This window comes from Nocardia sp. bgisy134 (genome assembly GCF_965341865.1).
GTDB lineage: Bacteria > Actinomycetota > Actinomycetes > Mycobacteriales > Mycobacteriaceae > Nocardia.
In genome coordinates this window covers 103,185-123,212 of the sequence record NZ_CBDQZP010000021.1, presented here as the reverse complement: position 1 = coordinate 123,212, position 20,028 = coordinate 103,185, and the positions used below count along the sequence as shown (strand labels likewise).

The 20,028-nt window shown below is 65.3% G+C and carries 16 protein-coding genes; 14 read left to right on the top strand and 2 right to left on the bottom strand.

Translation table 11 applies throughout. The features are described from left to right. Window positions 1–3: 3 nt before the first annotated feature. The 10 genes from ACRWNM_RS30350 (at window position 4) to ACRWNM_RS30305 (ending at window position 14,146) form a co-directional block, all read left to right on the top strand. Complete coding sequence (locus ACRWNM_RS30350; RefSeq protein WP_431971559.1) at window positions 4–972, top strand: RNA polymerase subunit sigma-70; 969 nt, start codon at window positions 4–6, stop codon at window positions 970–972. A gap of 111 nt (window positions 973–1,083) precedes the next feature. After that, on the top strand, window positions 1,084–3,075 hold the full coding sequence (gene ligA, locus ACRWNM_RS30345; protein WP_431971558.1) for an NAD-dependent DNA ligase LigA: 1,992 nt from the start codon (window positions 1,084–1,086) through the stop codon (window positions 3,073–3,075). Window positions 3,076–3,520: 445 nt separating this feature from the next. Continuing rightward, complete coding sequence (locus ACRWNM_RS30340; RefSeq protein WP_431971557.1) at window positions 3,521–4,195, top strand: DUF6461 domain-containing protein; 675 nt, start codon at window positions 3,521–3,523, stop codon at window positions 4,193–4,195. 110 nt (window positions 4,196–4,305) lie between these two features. Next, window positions 4,306–5,382: a TnsA-like heteromeric transposase endonuclease subunit gene (locus ACRWNM_RS30335; protein WP_431971556.1), complete on the top strand. Its 1,077-nt coding sequence runs from the start codon at window positions 4,306–4,308 to the stop codon at window positions 5,380–5,382. Continuing rightward, on the top strand, window positions 5,379–7,622 hold the full coding sequence (locus ACRWNM_RS30330) for a hypothetical protein (RefSeq protein ID WP_431971555.1): 2,244 nt from the start codon (window positions 5,379–5,381) through the stop codon (window positions 7,620–7,622). Before ACRWNM_RS30335 ends, ACRWNM_RS30330 begins: the two co-directional genes overlap by 4 nt. Before the next feature lie 128 nt (window positions 7,623–7,750). Beyond that, window positions 7,751–8,860 carry an AAA family ATPase gene (locus ACRWNM_RS30325; RefSeq protein WP_431971554.1) on the top strand — a complete coding sequence of 370 codons (1,110 nt, stop codon included), beginning with the start codon at window positions 7,751–7,753 and terminating at the stop codon, window positions 8,858–8,860. Between the two features lie 7 nt (window positions 8,861–8,867). Then, entirely contained in the window at window positions 8,868–10,787 is a 1,920-nt protein-coding gene (locus tag ACRWNM_RS30320; protein ID WP_431971553.1) for a TniQ family protein, read from the top strand. 801 nt (window positions 10,788–11,588) lie between these two features. Further along, window positions 11,589–12,101, top strand: coding sequence for a nitroreductase/quinone reductase family protein (locus ACRWNM_RS30315; protein WP_431971552.1), 513 nt, complete (start codon window positions 11,589–11,591; stop codon window positions 12,099–12,101). A 451-nt stretch (window positions 12,102–12,552) separates the two neighbouring features. Continuing rightward, the gene (locus tag ACRWNM_RS30310; RefSeq protein WP_431971551.1) at window positions 12,553–13,503 is read left to right on the top strand and encodes a hypothetical protein; all 951 of its coding nucleotides are present in this window, start codon (window positions 12,553–12,555) and stop codon (window positions 13,501–13,503) included. Window positions 13,504–13,558: 55 nt separating this feature from the next. Continuing rightward, complete coding sequence (locus ACRWNM_RS30305; protein WP_431971550.1) at window positions 13,559–14,146, top strand: DUF1877 family protein; 588 nt, start codon at window positions 13,559–13,561, stop codon at window positions 14,144–14,146. Window positions 14,147–14,473: 327 nt separating this feature from the next. On the opposite strand, the gene ACRWNM_RS30300 is transcribed toward ACRWNM_RS30305, so the two are convergent. Beyond that, window positions 14,474–14,734 carry a dihydrofolate reductase family protein gene (locus ACRWNM_RS30300; protein ID WP_431971549.1) on the bottom strand — a complete coding sequence of 87 codons (261 nt, stop codon included), beginning with the start codon at window positions 14,732–14,734 and terminating at the stop codon, window positions 14,474–14,476. Between the two features lie 515 nt (window positions 14,735–15,249). Here ACRWNM_RS30300 and ACRWNM_RS30295 point away from each other — a divergent pair. From ACRWNM_RS30295 to ACRWNM_RS30280, 4 genes are all read left to right on the top strand, one after another. After that, complete coding sequence (locus tag ACRWNM_RS30295; RefSeq protein WP_431971548.1) at window positions 15,250–16,713, top strand: sigma-54-dependent Fis family transcriptional regulator; 1,464 nt, start codon at window positions 15,250–15,252, stop codon at window positions 16,711–16,713. 846 nt (window positions 16,714–17,559) lie between these two features. Then, window positions 17,560–17,817, top strand: coding sequence for a hypothetical protein (locus ACRWNM_RS30290; RefSeq protein WP_431971547.1), 258 nt, complete (start codon window positions 17,560–17,562; stop codon window positions 17,815–17,817). Continuing rightward, the gene (locus ACRWNM_RS30285; protein ID WP_431971546.1) at window positions 17,805–18,374 is read left to right on the top strand and encodes a MarR family winged helix-turn-helix transcriptional regulator; all 570 of its coding nucleotides are present in this window, start codon (window positions 17,805–17,807) and stop codon (window positions 18,372–18,374) included. The genes ACRWNM_RS30290 and ACRWNM_RS30285 overlap by 13 nt, the downstream gene beginning before the upstream one ends. 12 nt (window positions 18,375–18,386) lie before the next feature. Beyond that, window positions 18,387–18,839, top strand: a complete 453-nt coding sequence (locus ACRWNM_RS30280) for a DoxX family protein (RefSeq protein WP_431971545.1) — start codon at window positions 18,387–18,389, stop codon at window positions 18,837–18,839. An 86-nt stretch (window positions 18,840–18,925) separates the two neighbouring features. On the opposite strand, the gene ACRWNM_RS30275 is transcribed toward ACRWNM_RS30280, so the two are convergent. Further along, complete coding sequence (locus ACRWNM_RS30275; RefSeq protein ID WP_431971544.1) at window positions 18,926–19,978, bottom strand: NAD(P)-dependent alcohol dehydrogenase; 1,053 nt, start codon at window positions 19,976–19,978, stop codon at window positions 18,926–18,928. Between the last annotated feature and the right edge of the window lie 50 nt (window positions 19,979–20,028).

Below are 20,028 nucleotides of genomic sequence, written 5' to 3'. Positions count from 1 at the left end.
ACCGTGCCGGTCCAGGAAGATTTCATCGAGCAGGCGGCGCCGTTCCGTGCCGAACTGATCGCGCACTGTTATCGCATGCTCGGTTCGGTGCATGACGCCGAGGATCTTGTCCAGGAGACGTACCTGCGCGGCTGGCGCGGCTATGCGGCGTTCGAGGAACGCGCGGCGCTGCGGACCTGGTTGTACCGCATCGCGACGACCGCGTGCCTGCGCGCGCTGGAGAACCGCGCCCGCCGGGTGCTGCCGAATGGATTGGGCGCCGGCTCGGTCGACCCCGATGCGGGTCTCGACCGTGACGCCGGTGCTTACCACTGGATGGAGCCGTTGCCCGATGCGTTGACCCCGGAAACGGCACTTGTCGCGAGGGAAAGCGTCCGGCTGGCAGTGGTGACGGCCATGCAGGAGCTGCCTGCGCGTCAGCGGGCCGTGCTGATCCTGCGCGACGTCGTGCAGTTCAGCGCCGCCGAAGTCGCAGACCTGCTCGAAACCACCCCTGTCGCGGTCAACAGCGCTCTGCAGCGGGCACGCGCCCATCTCGCCGAGGTCGCCCCCACCGGCGAAAGCGTGACCGAACCGGACGACGCCGAGCGCCGCGACCTGCTCGACCGGTATTGCGCGGCATTCGAGAACGCCGACCTGGCAGCACTCACCGAGCTACTGGCGGCCGACGTCAGGCTCGAAATGCCGCCGGTGCCGCTGTGGTTCACCGGGCGCGACGCCGTGACCGGGTTCCTTGCCCAGCGTGCTTTCGCCGAACCTGGCGATCTCATGCTGATTCCGACGGCCGCGAACGGACAACCCGCCGTCGCCGAATACCGCCGGGACGCAGGGGACGTCCTGGAGGCCCATTCGATACACGTCATCACCACCGGCCCCAGCGGCGTCGCCGCCATCACCGTCTTTCTCCAACCAAGCCTGTTCGCCGCCTTCGGCATGCCACTGACCCGTCCGAAGGAGCGCCGAGGCGAATGACGGGCGGCGCGCCGACGCGTGGCGAGTGGCGTGATCACGGGCTACCTACTCGGACCCTGGTCGTGCGGGCCTCGACGAGGGTGTCGGTGGGTATCGGTAGCGTCGGGTGCTGTGGAAACTGGGGAACGTATTCAAGAGCTCGCGGACCGCATTGTGGCGCTGCGCGACGCCTACTACCAGGGCTCGCCGTTGGTCGCGGACGCCGAGTACGACGCGATCGAGGACGAGCTCCGTGGCCTGATCGAGGCGCACCCCGGCCTCACGCCCGACCCGAATCCGCTGGAGCAGGTCGGCGCGCCCGCAGTGCTGCACGCCCCGATCCGGCACTCGCGTCCGATGTTGTCCCTCGAGAAGGCGACCAAGCCCGAGCAGGTCGCGGCGTTCTTCGACCGCTTCCCCGGCCAGCCGGTTGTGGTGATGCCCAAGCTCGACGGCTTGTCCCTGGCCGTGGTCTTCGAGGACGGGCGGCTGGTGCGTGCCGTGACCCGCGGTGATGGCACCACCGGTGACGACGTGACCGTGCTGGTCCGGGCGTTGGTCGATGGCGTCCCCGAGCGGATCGATGTCCCGGGGCGGGTGGAGGTGCGTGGCGAGGCGGTGATGCTGCGTTCGACCTTCCTCGCCTACAACACCGCCCATCCGGACAAGCCGCTGATCAACCCGCGTAACGCCGCTGCGGGCACGTTGCGGGCGAAGGACGCGGCCACGGTCTCCGAGCGGCGCCTGCGATTCTTCGGATTCGACTTGGATACCACTGCCGGCGGCGCCGCGGTCGACTTGGCGGAGGGGCTGCGGGCGCTGGGGGTCGCGGGTGCGCAGATGCGGCTCTGCGCCGACGCCGAGCAGGCGCAGGCGGCGATCGCCGCGATCGAGCAAGGTCGCAACGAGCTGGACTACGACCTCGACGGCGCGGTGCTGCGGCTGGCCGACCGCGACGCCTACGCGGCAGCCGGTACTCGGTCGAACTCCCCACGCGGCGCGCTGGCGTTCAAGTTCGCCGCCGAGGAGAAGACCACGTTGCTGGCCGACGTGGTCTGGGACGTCGGCAAGACGGGCAAGATCGTCCCGGTCGCCTGGCTGGAGCCGGTGTTCGTGGGCGGCACGACGGTCACGAAAGCCACGCTGGCCAACCAAGAGGTGATCCGCGCCCGCGACATCAAGGTCGGTGACACGGTACTGGTGCGCCGCGCGGGCGACGTGATCCCGTTCGTGGCGGGCGTTCTCGACGCCTCCAAACGCACGGGCGAGGAGCGCGAGATCGTCCCGCCCACCACCTGTCCCTCGTGCGAGCAGCCGGTCATCGAGCAGGGCAACAGCCGAGAACTGTTCTGCACCAACGTCTCCTGCCCCGCGCAGACGGTGCGCAGGCTCATCCACTGGGCGTCGCGGGCCGCGGCCGACATCGACGCCATCGGGCAGGTGTGGATCGAACGCCTGGCCGAGGCGGGCATCCTGGAGCGCCCGTCGGACTTCTACACGCTGACAAAGGAGCGCCTGCTCGAGTTCGACCGCGTCGGCGAGGTCTCGGCCGCGCGCATGATCGACTCGATCGATGCCAGCCGCCAGGTCGGCCTGCGCCGCGCCCTGATCGGCCTGGCGATCCCGATGGCCTCCGACGGCACTGCCGCTCGCCTGGCCCGGGCGGGATTCGGCTCCCTGGAGGAGGTCGCCGACGCGGGCGAGGAACGGCTCGTGGCGGTGGAGGATATCGGACCGAAGGTCGCCGCCTCACTGGTCGCGCACCTGGATCGCCTGCGTCCGGAACTCGAGCGGCTGCGAGAGGCGGGCGTCTGTCTGGACGTGCGCGAGGAGGATCTTCCCCCGGTCGTTGCGGCAGGCGCGCCGCTGGAAGGCAAGACGGTGGTGATCACCGGCGCGATCAGCGACCCACGCTCCGGCGAGAAGGTCGCCCGCCCGACGTTCCAACGCCTGTGCGAGAAGGCGGGCGCGACGTCGGCCTCCTCGGTATCGGCGAGCACCGATCTGCTGATCACCGGTGCGGGAGTCGGTGAGAGCAAGCTGACCAAGGCGGAGAAACTCGGCGTCGAGGTCGTCGACCAGGGCGAGATCTGGAACCTGCTGATCGCCGCCAAGGTCATCTAGACCTCGGCGGGCCCGGCCGGTGTGACAAAGAGCGATAGTTGGCCACTCAGAACGATAGTTGGCCACTTATCGGTGTGTCGTTTGCCACCGTCGTTGGACCACCACGTTGCCAGTCGTTGGACCACCAACAGCCGTCCAGAAGTGGAACGGATTATCGCACTGCCGATTGGCGAATGCAGCGTTCCCGAACGACCAGTATGCGGCATTTCAGTGCTTTCGGGCGGTCCCGGATGGCGATCCGATGTGCTCGGTGCCGAGGGCCACCTCGCCTGCGCGGCAAGAATGGTCGCCAGTGGCAGCAAGTCCGGTGTTCTGCTGACCCTCGCGGATCAGGCCGGCGAGCCGCTCGGACGTCAACGGAGCCACGGGAAGTCCGCGCTGAGGACAGTGATCAAGCATCCAGACGATCGAATGGTTGTCGGTGGGGTCTGCCACCATGACCCATATGGCGACAACCGATCCCCTGGCCCCATTTCAGTGGCTCAACGCATCCGAGAGCCAAGCGGGCCCGCTGGGCGTGATCTTCAGCGTCGGCTTCTTCCGAAACCTGGACCCGTCGGAGGTGGTGCGCCGCTTCAGCAACGGTGGCGCCGCCGGCCAGGAGTCGGACTTCGAAGAGCTCAACGACAGCGGCAAGACCGGCGGCGGGGAAGGCGGCGGTTACGTGGGCGTGTTTCGGGCCGGTGCCTGGAGCGTGGCCATCGAACCGTGCGGGTGGTGGGTGACTGACCACAAGACGCTGGCGGAGCTATCGCGAGACTGTGAGGTCCTGGCGATCACCCGACATGACTACGCCGTGCACAGCCTCGAGTACGCGATCGGCGGGACGATCGTGACCGGCCACCGACTGTGGTACCCGCATATCCGTTGGGGTAGCGAGCCCGACCGGCTCAACGACTACATGCGCGAGCTGGGCATGGAGCTGGACATGACCGACGATGACTACATTTATGACGCCGATGAGGATGAACCCGAGAGCAATTCGGACGCCTGGGACATCAGCCTCAGCACCGGCGTGCCGAGGGCCTTCGCCCTGGCGGCGAAGGTCACCGGAGTGTCGTTCACCGCAGACATGCTGGACCAGCCCCTGCTCATCGGGCCTATCGCCCACCGCCGGTAGTACAGGTCGGGATAGTCACCTCCCGACCACACCACCGCTGGGCCCGGTGCGCTTGCTGGTACGGCCGGTGAAGTCGTAGAGCGCATCTCGGTCCGCTCGACATCCACCTGGTGTCGCCGCGAAATCGTTCGATTCTCGATACTGGCGGGTTCAAACTATCCTGTATTCGGCATTATCGGACGCTCAGCCACCATCGCCATGATCGTTCCGCACAACCGTTCTGGAACGTGTTCCCCCAGTGGATCGCCTGCTCGGTGGTCCCACGAGAGGCAACGTGGTGGTCCCACACGGGGGCAAACGGCAGGTGTCGGTCGTTCCAATGTGATCTTTGTGATTTTGAAACGTATTGGCGAACACCAGGTTACGGTGTGGCCGTGCGTTCAGACCAGTGCCGCGTGGGCGATCTGATCGTAGTCGCCGATTTGCCCGATTCGGTGCGGCATCGGCTGAGTTGCGGGTCGGGGTGGACGTCTCGGTGGATCGCGTCGTGGCAGTTTCGGGGAGATGAGATTTCCTGTGCGGTACGAGATCTGGCTGCGATGCCCATCGAGGGGTTGCAGCCGGTGCGGCGGTTCGGTTGGGGTGCGCGGCAGAAGCACCGGCCGGGGTTGCAGTTCCTGGTGTCCACGGGACGTCACCATGGTTTCGAGTCACTCGAGGAACAGCGGCTGCTGCTCGCGTTGGATTTCGCCGGTGAGGTGATCGAGGTTCTGCCGCAACCATTTCGGCTGTCGTTCGAGACCGCGGCGGGCCGCCGCGGCGAACATGTCCCGGACTATCTGGCGGTGTCACAGGACGGTTCTGGGTGGTTGTTCGATGTCCGCCCGGCCGGGTTGATCGGCGACGATGACATGACGAAGTTCGTGGCCGCGAAAGAAGCAGCGCTGGTCAATGACTGGTCCTACAGCGTGGTCGCCGGGTGGGCCCCGCATGTGGTGAGCGTGATGGATGCCTTCTCGGCGCAGCGCCGTGAGCTGACCGACCGCCTCGGCCTGGAAGGTCAGCTGCTCAGTGCGGTGGTCACGGGTCCTCGGCGGTTCGCGGATCTGGTGAATGCGGCCTCGCTCCCGGCGGTGGCGCGTGCGCACGCTCTGCACTTGTTGTGGCACCGCCGCCTCGGCATCGAGCTGGGTAGCCCACTGTCCGACGAGACCTTGGTGTTCGCCGGGTGGGAGTCGGCACGGTGAGCGACCGGCGTGGATTGTTGGAACTGACGGTTGGGGTGGTGCTGCGTTTCGACGGCTTGGACTGGACTGTTCAGGAGATTCAGGCCGAACACGGCCGGTTTCTGGTGCGGCCTGCGAGCGGGGCTGTCGAGTCGCGCACGTTCCGGTGGCTGATGTTTCACCCGGACTGCCGTGTGGTTTCCAGTGTGGTGGTGAAGGATCCACGATCTGGACAACTCGCGGTGCGAACCGACCTGACTTCAGAGCAGCAAGACCGCTTGCACATCCGGTTGGCGCACGCGTTGGAAGCCGAAACTGGCTTTCGCTCCGGGGATTCACGCCGTCGCGCTCCGGGTGAACCGCGTCCGGCCTACGACCCGGAGCAGACCACGCTCACGCAGCGCAGACGAACCAAGGTCGCCGAACTGGCAGCGTTGGGTGCAGAGGAGTTGGCGGTGCTGGGGTTGGCCAATCTCAGCGAACGCACCCTGCGGCGGCTGGCTGCCGCCTGGCGCACCGAAGGTTTCGCCGGGTGCGTCGACGGGCGTTGGCTGCGGGCCGGTGGCGGGCATCCGAGCATCAACGAACCAGTGCGCGAAGCGATCTTCGCGGTCCGGGCCGAGAGTCTGCACCGATCACGAATGAGCATGCGCGCCAAGGACAGACTCATTCACCAGTACGTACTCGAAAAGCACGGAGCGGAAGTCAGGATTCCCAGCTACGACACGCTGCGGGCGGTCTGGTCGGAATGGTTCGGGCCCGGCGGCGCGCGTCAGCGTTATGTCCGCTCGGCGGCCGCGGTCGACACCGGCATCACCTACGTCGTTGTCCATCGGCCGGGGCAGGTGGTCGCGCTGGACACCACGGTGTTGCCGGTGAAGGTCCGCGAAACGGTGTTCGGTGAGTCGGTGTCGGTTCATCTGAGTCTGGCCTTGGATGTCTATACGCATTCTCTGGTGGCGTTCCGGTTGACGCTGGTGTCGGACACATCGGTCGACATCGCGATGGTGCTGCGCGATGTGATGATGCCGCTGCCGATGCGCGACGGATGGGGCGAGGACATGGAATGGCCCTACCCGGGCGTTCCCGCCGCAGTGGTCGCCGAATTCGCCGGCCACCGGGTCGCCGGGTTGCCGTTCTTCACCCCGGAAACGGTGACCACCGACCACGGATCCGTCTACAAGAACCACCGGCTCGTTCAGGCTGAACGCGACCTGGGCTGCAACATTCTCCCTGCTCGGATAATGCGTCCGACCGACAAGCAGGCGGTCGAAAGGACCTTCGGCGGAATACGCAGCCTGCTGTTCGAAGTGCTGCCCGGCTACACAGGCGTCGACGTCGCAGACCGTGGTGTCGATCCTGAATCCGATGCGATACTGACCATTTCGCAGATGGAGCATCTCATTGCCACCTGGATTGTCCAGGTCTGGCAGAACCGGGCCTTGGGGGAGTATGCGCCGGCCTGGGCGCCGGGTGAACAGCATTCGCCGAATACGTTGTTCGCGGCTGCGATGGCGCAAGGCGGTGTCTCCCTTCAGATTCCGGATCCACAGTTGTATTACCGGCTGCTCAAACCTCACTACGTCGATATCCACGGTCGGCGCGGGGTGAAAATCTCCGGTCTGTGGTACTGGGGTCCGGCACTACCTGACGGCAGCCAGCCCTCGACACGGGGCGGAAAACACAAAGGCAAGTGGCTGATCCGGTCGGACCGTCGGGATCGTCGCATGGTGTTCTTCCAGGACGAGAACACCAGCGAATGGCACACATTGCGCTGGAACGGATTACCTCCAGAAGGAGAAGTCCCAGCGTTTTCCTCGATCACTGCCGATGAGCTGCTACGTCAAGTCCGTCGCCGGGGTTTGTCCCCGCACAGCGACGCCGAACTGCTGCCGGTGCTGCTGGAGTTGCTCGGCGCCGATATCCCCGTCGATGCCTGGTCGACCCGGATGAGCAAAACCCAGCGCACCAGTACCGCCCGCCAAGCAGCCCAGGGCGACGCCGCACGCAACGACCGAGACCCAGCCCCCGCCGACGACAACCAGGGGAAGGTGGTGGCGTTGCGATGGCCCGAACAGGCCCGCAGCACCGAGGACTCGGTCACCACCGAACGACGGCATCGCCGTGAGCAAGCAGTGCCGACGCGGCCGAGGCCACCAGGCAGATTGGGAGAACGTCTACGCCGCACCAGCTTGCTGGTCCTACCCGACGAGAACGAACAAGACCACGCCGTGGAAACCGGATTGGAGGATGTGAATTGACCGGTCCGGCACTGTTTCTGCCTGGTCCGGTCCCTGATCGCACCGTCTGGGCTGGCTGGAACCGATGGCGGCTGACTCGTCGAGACTTCGTTCCCGCCCCGATCATCACCGCCGAGGATCACCAGCGGATGACCCCGCGGCAACGGCGTTTACACGATCTGCACCGCATCGCGACGCACTCCAACCTGCTTATTCAGGAAACCCCGATGAGCGCGTTCGTGTCCTGGAAGATCCGGGCGCTGATCGAGGACAACGCCTTCAACCACAGCCCCGACACCCGGCCAGGGGTGATGTTGAACGGTGGTGGCTGCCAGGGCAAAACCGAAACGATCTGCGAGATCATCGCCTCGTTCGAAGACGAATGGCTCGCCCTCTACGCCCAGAACCCCACCGCAATGGCCGGGACACTGGATCAGCACGCGCCTGTTGCTTACGTCCGGACACCGGTCAAGGCCACCCCGATCTCCACCTGCCAGCGAATTCTGGACTTCTTCGGCGAGCCCTACAAGGGCATGCGACAAGAAGATCTCATCCGCACGGTCAAGAACGCCATCTACGACCACGGCACCAAAGCCCTTGTCCTCGATGACATCACGCGGCTGAAGCTGCATCGCGAAGCCGACCAGGACGTGCTGGATCTGATCCGCGAGCTGATGAGCCTGCCGGTCACCCTCATCCTGGTCGGTGTCGGCATCCCCCGGTCCGGGTTGCTGCGCGACGGCCGCAAAGATCCCCGCACCGGGCAATGGCTGTTCCCGCCGGTCCGTGACCGCGGCAAGAGCCGCAACGACGACGCACCCGGACAGACCGACCTGCGGTTCGACCTGCTCGACCTCGATCGGTTCTCCTACGACACTCCCTCGGGCATCGCCGCCTGGGCTGCCCATCTGGTCGGCATCGAGCAGCAGCTGCGGCTGCTGCACGGCTATGACGGCATGCTCAGCGACGGCGCTATGCCCGAATACCTGTTCCGTCGCACCGGCGGAATCATCGGCCTGGTCAAGAAACTCGTCCAAGCCGGATGCCGATATGCCATCGAGACCGGCCAAGAACACATCACCACCGACCTCCTCGACCTCCTAGCGCTGAGTCCCGACGATCTGCCCGATCTCGACCCCGATGCAGGCGAAATCCCCGACATCCCAACCGCGCCCGTGGCACCGACGCGAAAAAAGTCCAAGCCGCGCAACACTGTGTTCGACGACAAGGGCGTCCCCGCAACTGGAAGCGCAGGCTGAGCGATACATGCCCACCGCCGAACCGTTGGGAAGAAGCCTGTTACCGCTACCGGATGAGTCGCTGCCGGGATTCGTTCTCCGGCTGTCCTACCGGATCAATCAGTCGCCGGCCCGTCTGATGGAGGTGACGGGACTGGCAACGGAGCGGCGCAGCGGAGTCTTTTCGACGGTCGGCCTGCTGACCGAAATCCCCGAGCCATCCCGGCAGACCTTCGCGCATACGACCAGGCTCCCGATCGAGGCGGTCACCCAGCTCGGTTTGAACGGTTTGCGCGGGCGATATCCGCTCCCCTCTACGACAACAGACATTGCCGCGAGTGGCGTGCAGGCTTTGAACACTCCCTGGTTCCTGACCCCGGCGACGCGATACTGCCCGGAATGCCTCGCTGGCGACGGAACTCCTATTCAGCAAGCTTTCGGAGGAGCCTGGCGCAGAGCCTGGCGTCTGCCGGTCGTTTTCGCCTGCACCAAGCACCAGCGCCTGCTCGAACATCGATGCCCCGAATGCGATCAACTCGTCCACGACCGTCGGCCCGGCCGTCACGGTCTGCTGCCCGCGATGGGTGTCATGCTCCACCCCGCGCAATGCAGACAGGTGCTCAACCTCCGCAACGGCCGAGCCCACGACACCTGCTGCGGCACAAGACTCGACCGTCCTCGACTTCGCCGCTCGGCCGGTCCCGAACTGGTCGCCCTCCAGGACAAGATTCTTGGACTGCTCGAATTCGAAGGTCCTGCCAGCACGCTCAGCGTCGGGCACTTGACCGAGCCGATCAGCTACTTCGCTGATCTGCAAGCAGTGACGATGCTGGCCACCCAGACTTGGCCTGCGTTGCGACACATGAGCCCGTCAGAGGAAACCGCAACGTCAATCGACGAACATGTCACGACTCTGCTGCGCAGAGCTGCCGACCGGTCAGCCAAGACCCCCTCGGTCAGGCCCCGCACCATCTTCGGGCCGCCGCCTGCCGACGCCGCCGCCAGAGCCGCTCTGACCTATATCGCCGATCGAATCCTGCTCAGCGGCAACGCGGAAACGGTCCGCGAATACCTGCGCCCGCTACTCCCGGCCACCACAAGCCGAGCGGGCAAGACCGCCAGGGCACAGAGACTTTTACGATCACAGACCCCGCTGTCGACAGGAATGCAAGCCGCCTGCGAACCGCTGCTCCGTGGCTTCGCCAAAGCGGGCGGGTCACGGGGCCGACGCGCCGCCAGCGTCCGCCCACAACACTGGGGGCCCGAACATATCCCGGCGTTCTTGCCCAAGAGCTGGTACGAACGGCATTTCGAAGCACCTGCCGACGTCAATCCGATGTTCACGCGCCGCACCGCCGCACTCAAGCTGGTGCAGATGGTTGCTGGCGGTTCCCTCGGCGAGGCCGCCGAATATCTCGGACTCGGAACGGGGCACAACACAGAGCTGCTGCACAACGGCAGAATCTACTCCGGGGCGCATCGCGTTCACGTCAGCGTGAAACAACAGCCCGATCCGCTCGGCTTCGAATCGGCGCTGACCGCTCTCGCAGCCGAACTCGACGAACCCGCCACACTCTTGGTCAACTATCAGAGCCGACGCCGAGCGCTGGAAACCTGGTTCATCGACACGGGCACCTGGAACGATCTGATCCTCCGGCTTCCACCCGATCACCGTTCACGGCCAGAACCTGAACTCATAGACCGCAAACGGCAGTTGGCCTCCATCTACGTCTGGGTCCAGCTGACCAATGGGGAACACCTCTTCGCGCCGCAACCCATCCGAGTCACGCAGCCACCGGAGATCCAGCAAGCATGGAAACGGCAGCTCACAAGCTCCTGGCACCACATGCACAGCCACCGTTGCGGACCCTACTACAGCACGCTCAAGGCCGAACTCGACAGTCTTGCAACAACACTCGCCCACAAGATCGACTCTCCAGCCGGATAACGCCCGAAGCCGATTGCCGGTTGAACCGTAACTCCGTAACGGCCTGCTCCATCCCCGTCACTGGCCAACTAACGCCCGACATCGTGGCCAACTATCGCCCGTCTCACCATGGCTACCTGCGAAACCGGCACGGACCCTGGCCAACTAACGCTCTTTGTCACAGCCGGGCCTTGGCGCAGTACATGCGGTGGCTGGCCGGGCATCGCCGACCGTTCAGCTACTCGGCCGCGCCGGCGAAGGAGACATTGCGTGACGACCGTTCGATGACGGCGAAATCATGCCGATCCTCCGCAGCCGCGACGAAATCCACCCACCCAAGGGACAAATGGCCGCACCCGTGCTGGGAGGTGTGTTTCCTGCATGCTTGGCGGTACCAGTTGGTGCAGTTCTATCTCTACCCCTTTCCGAAGTTCTCCTGGTTGAACCAAGCGACAGGGTGCAGCCGTGTAGCGCGTGCGCGATTCGCGGAAGTTGGCCGTGGCCCCGCTTCGCACGACCTTGACGAGCACGCGATCTGGCGGTGTGGGCGCAGATCCTCGCGGGGCGGCGTACACGGTCTGCCGCTGCACCCGGGTGTCGTTTGCCACCGTCGAGGAACCACCGCGTTGCCAGTCGTGGGACCACTGTCAGACCACCATGGGGGCCGCAGAAGCGGAACCGGTTCTCGCACTGTTTCCTGGTCGACTGGGCCTGTTCGAACGACCGGACTACGGCATGGCAGGGCGTCGGCTTGCGAAATGCGTCGAGATTTCTCATTGAATTAGGACCGGAACTGTCCTATGTCCCCGACATACTCGAATCATGAGCGAAATCGAATCGACTGCGGGACAGCCGGATCAGATCGAAATCACTGATTACAACGACCCGAACGCGCCGTGGAACCAGGCGTGGGACCAGGAAGGCGGCATCGCCAACTGGAACGATGATGTGATCAAGGAGTTCCGGGAGAACTCGGGCAAGGTGGGCGGCGCTTACGCGGGCGGAGACCTCATCCTGCTCACCACCACCGGAGCCAAGAGCGGCAGGCGGCACACGACTCCGCTCGGACCTCTGTACCGGGGCGACACCATGTATGTGAGCTCGTTCATCGAGGACAAGTACCCGGCTTGGTGGTACAACATCAAGGCAAGTCCGCAGGTCACCATCGAGCTCCGAGACAAGACCTACCAGGCGATCGGCAAGGTGCTCGAAGGCGAGGACTACGACGAGTTCGCGGCTTGGGTGCTGGCCAACAACCCGCTGCTGGCAGATTTCCAGTCCAAGGTCGACCGGCCGATTCCACTGGTCGTGCTGACCCTCAACGGCGAGGGCTGAGCGCTCCCGGGAACCTTGCAGCCGCGGCGTGTCGACATTGGCGCGCACTAGCAGCGCAGCAGCACCAGGATGCCGCCGGAGCTGGCCTGCGGTCACACCGAAGGCGGGCGGGTACGCGGAACCGGCTGGTGAAGACCGTCGCGGTCAGGCGCTGGGCAATCGTCCGTCCCCGCGTGCCAACCGACACCGCGGTCGGAATCGCCCTATCCGCGCCTCCTCGACCGAGAGCCCGCCCTCTCGCCATCTGCTGCGGGACGCGAATTTGGCCAGCAAATATCACATCGGCATTACCGAGCACTTGGCTGATATCACCGCGATGGGGTTGGCGGATAGATCTTGGAACACGTTCGCTCGTCGGATCGCTTGCCGACGGTGGTCCCACGACTGGCAACAAGGTCAGGCTGGCAGGCGACAACCCGGGCAACGGACAGCGCGGGCGAGACGGAACGGTATGACCAGGAGCTCCCTGCTGTACCTGTTGTTGGGCAACCGATTTCATACCGTAGATCTGGTGACGGCTGAGCAGCGCGAGATGAAGCGATGGTCCGGTGCGGGCCTGGCAGGGCTGATGGCGGCGACGAGTCTGTGGGGATGCTGTTCGGCGGGGTTGGCATTGCTGGGTTCGCAGCGCGCCGCGCCGCTGGTGGCGTTGGGTGCGGCGGTCCCGCTGTTGGTCGTGGCGGTCGCCGGTGGCCGACGTCCCTGGCGGGAGCTTCGGGCCAATCCCGGGACCTATCTGAGGCTGGGATTTCTCGAGGCGGCGAACATCTCGATGTACGTCGCGGCACTGGCGATCGGCCCTGTCGGGGTGGTCGTCGCGCTACACCTGGCGTCTCCGATCCTGCTGTTGGCTGGGGCGGTGATGAGCGGAGCGCGGAAGCTGAGCACACCGATCGTGATCGAGGCCGGGCTGCTCGTCGCCGCTGTCGCCGTGGTGTCCATGCGTCCTGGCATCGAAACCTCCACTACCGCAGCGCTGCTCGGGTGTGTTCTAGCGTTGGGCAGCGCGGCCGCGGTGACCGCGTTGATCATTCTGGTCGCGAGGGAGTCCCGCCGTGGTGATCCCATCGTCTCGGCTGGGCTGCAGCTTGCCGTGGCCGGGCTGCTCACCACCCCGCTGCTGGTGACGACGGCAACCGGGAGTTGGCAACACATGGCCATCGAGGTGTCACTCGGCGCCGCGCTGCTCGGCCCCGGGTTCGCCGCCTACTGGTATGGAATTGCGCATCTGAGCGCGCCGACAGCTGGGGTGCTTGGGCTCAACGAAGCGGTGGTGGCCGCGAGCGTGGTTGCGGCGGTGGACAGCTCGCGGATCTCGGTACAGACGATCGCAGCTGGGGCACTCGTCGCCGCCGCCGTCGTGCTGGACACGGTATGGGGGGTCGAGATTCGAGAAGAGTAGTCCGCGGCGAGAAAACAAGGCATCATCCCGGCCACAGAATAGACTGCGCGTCTCGGTGGCCAGGATTGAACACAAAGGCGCCCCGTCCGGGCACGGTTGCGTGGCCCTGACGACCTTTGCGCACGTGTCGAACAAGAGAGTGAAACAGGAGGGCCTTGTGGCACAGGCAACCTGGCTGCAAGCGGTGAGTGGCGAGGAGATCCACGCGCTCCGGCAGGATCCGACCAGCATCAACAGGCTCGACAAGCCAGACCACTACCGCACCCACTACGGGGCCGCGCTCAATTACTTCCTCACCGGGGAGGCTTGGCCCAGCCCTGAGGACCACGAACTGTGGCCCGTGGTCGGGGGCGCCGACAGCATCGCCTGCTCGACCCTGGAGAACGGGGCTTTCTCGGTGGTGTCGCCGGATCAGGCGACCGAGCTCGCTGCACGTCTCGCCACGGTTGACGTGTTGGCCGTCGAAACCGCTGTCAGGCAAGCCGATTTCGAGGAGTTGATCGACGAGCACGAAATCTACGAACTGGAGCTGATCACACCCGATGAAGGTCCGGGAGTCATCGTCGCCGAACTCGAGGGACTCACTGCCTTCTATGCCAAGACCGCGGAGTCCAAGCTCGGTGTCGTGATGTACACCACCTGACTACGCGGGCTTCCTCGAGGGATCCTGCACAGCCGCAGCCCGGCATCCACACGCCACCCCTGCACGTCGATCGAATCCCGGCGATCATGCGACACGGGCCGGAAAAGTTGAGCCACATGCCAGACACCTGAGTCGCTGTACCAGATTCATTGAGTTCGGACCAGATTCATCGATCCACGACATGCTCGCGAAAATCGAGATCGAATCCGGCCCGCGTCTCGACTGAAGGGGAGCCACTATCGTGCATTGAAACATCTTGTGGCCGAAGCAATGTGGGCCGGGAGGATCTGGTTCGGCTCAATGGACTCATTCCACCGAGCGCCGAACTCAGCGGATGCGCTGGTAGCGAAGGTAGACGACCCGGGAGCTCAGGGCCTGGGACTCGATCAGCCGCAGGTCGAGGGGTTCGGCGAGCGGCGGGAAGTACGGGGTGCCGCTGCCGAGGATGACCGGTTTGACGAACTGGCGGTACTCGTCGATCAGGTCCTCGGCGATGGCGTCCGCGGCCAGGCCCGCCCCGCCGATCGACACCACGCTCTCACCCGGCTGGTCACGAAGCCGGGTAACGGCAGCTCGAGCAACTCTCACTGCTTGTCCGTCAGAACCCGACCGCACATCGGATAGCGCCGCATCTGCGCTCCCGATGGACAGCGCGTCTCACAGAACCTCCGTGGTGACCAACTTCCGACCAGGGGTGTCCAATTTCTAAACACCGCGACGCAGCGAACATCGCGCACACTATGCCCATGAATAGCGAGAAGTGATCCACAACACACGGACGAGTAGGCTGAGTCTGGGACGCGGACCCGAAGCCGACAGATCGAACGGCATTCGGCACCGACTCCGGCACCGCGTGCTGGGCAAGGAGTAGGAACCAGATGACGTCATTGGAGTGCAACCGCGCACCCATGTCGGCGCTGCGTCGCGAAATCGAGCTATCGTGGCGGCGCTCGCAACTATCCGGCGTGCAGCCGGAATTCACTGGATTCGCCGATCTGTCGGTCACGGAATTCGACCCGCGCAGCAGGCTTCTCGACGCCGCGGCCCCGGTCCTCGATCAGATCGCGGCCACGCTCACCGGTACCGCATACAGTCTGCTGCTCGTGGATCGCGATTGCCGACTCGTCTATCACTGGTTCGATAATCCACGGGTCGAAACCGCGCTGGAAACGCTCGGAATCCGGGACGGCGCCAACCTGGCCGAGGACAGTATCGGCACCAATGCGCTCGGCACTGCGCTCGAAACGCGGCGAGGCATCATCATCAATGGCTCCGAGCACTACATCGAGCGCTTCAAAGGGCTCACCTGCTACGGCCACCCGATCCTCCATCCGGTCACCCGGCGGCTGGCGGGCGTCCTCGACATCACCAGCACCAATTCTCATGCCGACCCGCTACTCGCTCCGTTTCTGCAGCGCGCGGTGAACGACATCGAACATCGACTCCTCGACCAGGCCAAGGCATCGGAACGCGCGCTGCTGGCCGCATTCCAGACGATCTCACGGCAACGCCGGGCCGTCGCGGCCGTCGGGGACGACATCGTATTGACCAACAACAGCGCCGTCGATCTGCTCGGCCCGTCGGATTACGCCCTGCTGCACATGCTGGCAGAACAGGCGCCCGCACGCCCGCACAGCACGGACGTTCGCCTGGCTTCCGGCGCGGCGGTCCGCCTTCACATCGCACAGGTGACGGGGGCAGAAACCGGCATGCTTTTCCACTTCGAACCGATCGCCGACTTCGACGTCACCGTGGCGGCGCGGCCAGTTGTTACCCGGCTGGCCGACCACGCGCCGACCACCGCCGGACCGGTTCTGGTCGTGGGTGACCATGGCACCGGTCGCAGCACCGCGGCCCGTCGGCTGGCGCGCCCGGAGGAGGTGGAGTTCCACCAGTGTGCGGATATCGCGACGTGCGGCGAGCAGACGTGGGTCCGCCGACTGCAAGAGCGTCTTGCCCGCCCGGCCGGCGCCGTGTGCCTCGACGGTGTCGATGCCCTGCCGGAGCGGGTGGTCGATCAGCTGATCGGCGCTATCAAGTCCAAGCCCCGTCCCAAGATCATCCTCAGCTCACTTCCGCTGCGGGACGCGCACGGCGCACACGCCGCGCTGGCGGCACTGTGCGCGGAACGCGTGGAGATACCGCCGCTGCGTGATCGCATCGCGGAACTGCCCGCGATTACCAAAGACTTGCTGCGCGAACTCGATCCGGCCGCCGACGTCCGGCTCCTCCCGAGCGTGATCGAACTGCTGGCCGCCCAACCCTGGCCCGGTAACCTGCACGAACTCAAGGCCGTGCTGGCGCACATCCTGCAACACCGCCACCAAGGCGATGTCACGGTCCGCGACTTGCCCGACCGCTACCGTGTGGCGTCGCGCGCGCGGAGCCTGTCCGGTCGCGAACGAGCCGAACGTGACGTCATCATCGAATCGTTGCGCCGCTACAACGGCAACAAACAGAAGACGGCACATGAGCTGGGTATCAGCCGCACCACGCTGTACGCCAGGCTCAAGGCTCTACGTATCACCGACGGACAGCCACCGGTGCCACGATCCGGGTCTCGGTAGCGTCCGCCGCCTCATCTGGTCGCGTTTGTCCGTGCGGGGTCCGGTTTCGAGCGCCAGCCTTCGCCCAGGGCATTGTGAAGATACTGTCCAAAACTTGGACAGTCTCCGGAATCGGTCAGCCACTAACTTTGTCATCGAGGCGTTCGGACCGGCAATGGAGCCGCGTTTCCCGGCAACGATGCCCGGAACGTCAGGACAGTGACACCCAGTCATTGAGAATGTATTCGCATAGGCAGTAGTCGCTCTCCTGACGCCCCGAATGCCCGAACTTGTCCCGCAAAGGTTCTGCTGCCTCGTCCGGAAAGGTTGATCTGGCAGTCCGGGGTGACGGGTGATCGTGACTTACCGCTGATGCCGCCGGTGGCGATCCCGCCGCGGTGGCGAGCCAGAGGTGTTCGTCCGCGCGTGACTCCGAAGGAACGTCGAGAGCTGAAAGTTTATCTGCGTTGCGCCGTATCAGGAGGGTAGGCCATGATCGCCGAGGGATGGTTCCCGTCTGCAGGCGATATGCACCTGCGGATCTGGCTGGGTGGAGTGGCCTTCGACTATACGGCCACCGCCGTGGCGGTAGCGCATTTGATCCACGATTGCATGCGAAAGCATTGGTGCACAGTCGAATTGATCCATGAGGCCATCGGGGACTGTTGTCTGCTGCCGCGCCTACCCTGCGAACGGCTGTTCCTTGGGCCGTGACCGGCGGCGCCAAGCTGTTCGTCCTCACCCCGCCCTGCATCCGCGTGGCGACAGTGCTGCTTCCGGCTCGTCCAGCAAATACAGGCCGCTCGGGCGGTATCGGCGCCACCGGCTCGACATTCACGACGTGCTGAGCCGCGCCACCCCAACGTCGTGGTGCTCCGGACGTTCGTCAAGACGTACGGACTCGCCGCGCTGCGTATCGGGTACGGCGTCGCCGCACCCGACCTGGTCGACCGGATCGCGCGCTGGCAGCTGCCGTGCGACACCGACCGGATAGTGCGTCTGACCGCGGCACTGCCCCGGGGCATCGCGGTGAAATCCTACGATGGTGCTGGAGTCCGCATCACCGTCGCCGACCGATCGGCGTCGGACGCGGTGATGCGAATACTCGCCGGATGGGAGCCATGAACAGGTCGACAGCGCATACCTCCGTGGCGGCCCAAGAGTCCGCCTTCGAGATATCGCTGGCGCTGGACAATGGGCTGTGCTTCGCCATGTACGCGACATCACGCCTGGTTGCGGCGGCCTACCGGCCGTTCCTGGACCGAATGGGGGTGACCTACCCGCGGTGCCTGGTCCTTCTGGCGCCGTGGGAGCAGCCGGGATCGAGTATGAAACAGCTGTGCGCACGCCTGAGCCTCAACTACGGCACGGTGTCAGCACTGGTCGAACGCCTGGTTACGGCCGACCTGGTAGACCGCGACCCGGGCGGCGCCGACAAACGTGAGGTCGTGCTGCGTCCCACCGCGGCGAGCAGGGCACTCGAGGATCAGGTCAGATGCATGATCGAAACCGTCGCCGTTGATGTCGGACTGTCGCCACAGGATCCGACCTCCGGGACCAGATCAACGACCTCGCACGACGTCTCGCCGAAACTACCCGGCTGCGGACAGGGCGTATCCCCGGGAATACACACGAAAATCTATAGCCCCACGACGATATCGGCGTCCGCGGGCCTGTCCTAGAGGAGTTTGTCAATGTCACGGAACTTTAACGGCTCGAACGGTTTTCGCGCGCTGGGCCAGGCCTCGCTGGGCGCGCTGCTGGTCACTGCCGGCACCGGTCATCTGACGTTCCAGCGCCAGGAATTCCGGGCGCAGGTGCCGCACTGGTTGCAGCTGGACCCCGATGTTGTCGTCGTCGCGTCCGGGGTCGTCGAGATCGGCCTCGGCAGCGCGCTGCTCGCCACTTGGAAACAGCCTCGCCGCGCCCTTGTCGGCGGCGCGGTCGCGGCGTTCTTCGTCGCGATCTTCCCCGGCAACATCGCGCAGCTGGTCAACCACGCCGACGCCTTCGGTCTCGACACCGACACCAAACGTGCTGTGCGACTGGTCTTTCAACCGCTGCTCGTCGCGTGGGCGCTGGCCGCCACCGACAGCCGCCGCACCCTTCGGGAGTACCGCGCCCTGCGGAATCGCCGATCGGCGTAGCCGGGCTCGGGTGCAGATGGCCGATGTCGCGGCTGCCGAGGGAATTCGCCCCCTGCGGCTGCCGCCGAGGCCGACACGCGCCACAACTAAAAGGTGGCGGTGTCGATGACGAACCGGTAGCGGACGTCGCTGCGTAGGACGCGGTCGTACGCCTCGTCGATGCGGTCGGCCGCAATGACCTCGATCTCGGCGCCGATGCCGTGGTCGGCGCAGAAGTTCAGCATCTCCTGGGTCTGCGGCAGGCCGCCGATGAGTGAGCCGGCAACCGAGCGTCGCGCCGCGATCAGGGAGGAGGCAGGGATCTGCATCGGCCCGGGCGGCATACCCACCACGACCAGGGTGCCGTCCAGCTTCAGCAGGCTGATGTACTTCACCATCGGCAGCTCGGCCGACACGGTGTTGATGATCAGGTCGAAGTGGCCGCGCAGGGTGCGGAAGACGGTCTCGTCCGCGGTCGCGAAGTAGTGGTGGGCACCGAACCGCAGCCCGTCGTCCCGCTTGCTCAGCGACTGGCTCAGCACCGTGACCTCAGCGCCGAGTGCCGCCGCGATCTGCACACCGATGTGGCCGAGCCCGCCCATGCCGATGATGGCGACCCGCTTACCGGGCCCGGCGTTCCAGTGCCGCAGTGGGGAGAACAGGGTGATTCCCGCACACAGCAGCGGCGCGGCGTGCTCCAGCGCGATACCGTCCGGGATCGAGACCACAAAGCCCTGGGTCACCACGATCTGCGTCGAGTACCCGCCCATGGTGATGCCGCCGTCCTGCACCGACTCGGGAACCTTGTGGTTGTAGGTCCACGTCGCGCCTCGCAAGCAGTACTGCTGCGACCCGACCAGGCAGTTCTCGCATTCGCCGCAGGAGTCGACCAGGCAGCCGACACCGACTCGATCGCCGACAGCGAATCCGGTGACGTGTGACCCGACCGCGGCCACGATGCCCGCGATCTCGTGTCCCGGCACGCAGGGATAGCTGGTTCCCTGCCACTCATTGCGTGCGGTGTGGATGTCGGAGTGGCAGATTCCGGCGAACTTGACGTCGATCAGCACGTCGTCGGGCCCGAGTTTCCGGCGTTCGACGGTGGTCTTCTCGAAGCGGCCATCGGGGGCGGCGACGGCATATGCGGTAGCGAGTGTCATGGAGTACGTACCTATCGGTGCATGGGCGCTGGTCGGCGTCGACCTCATTT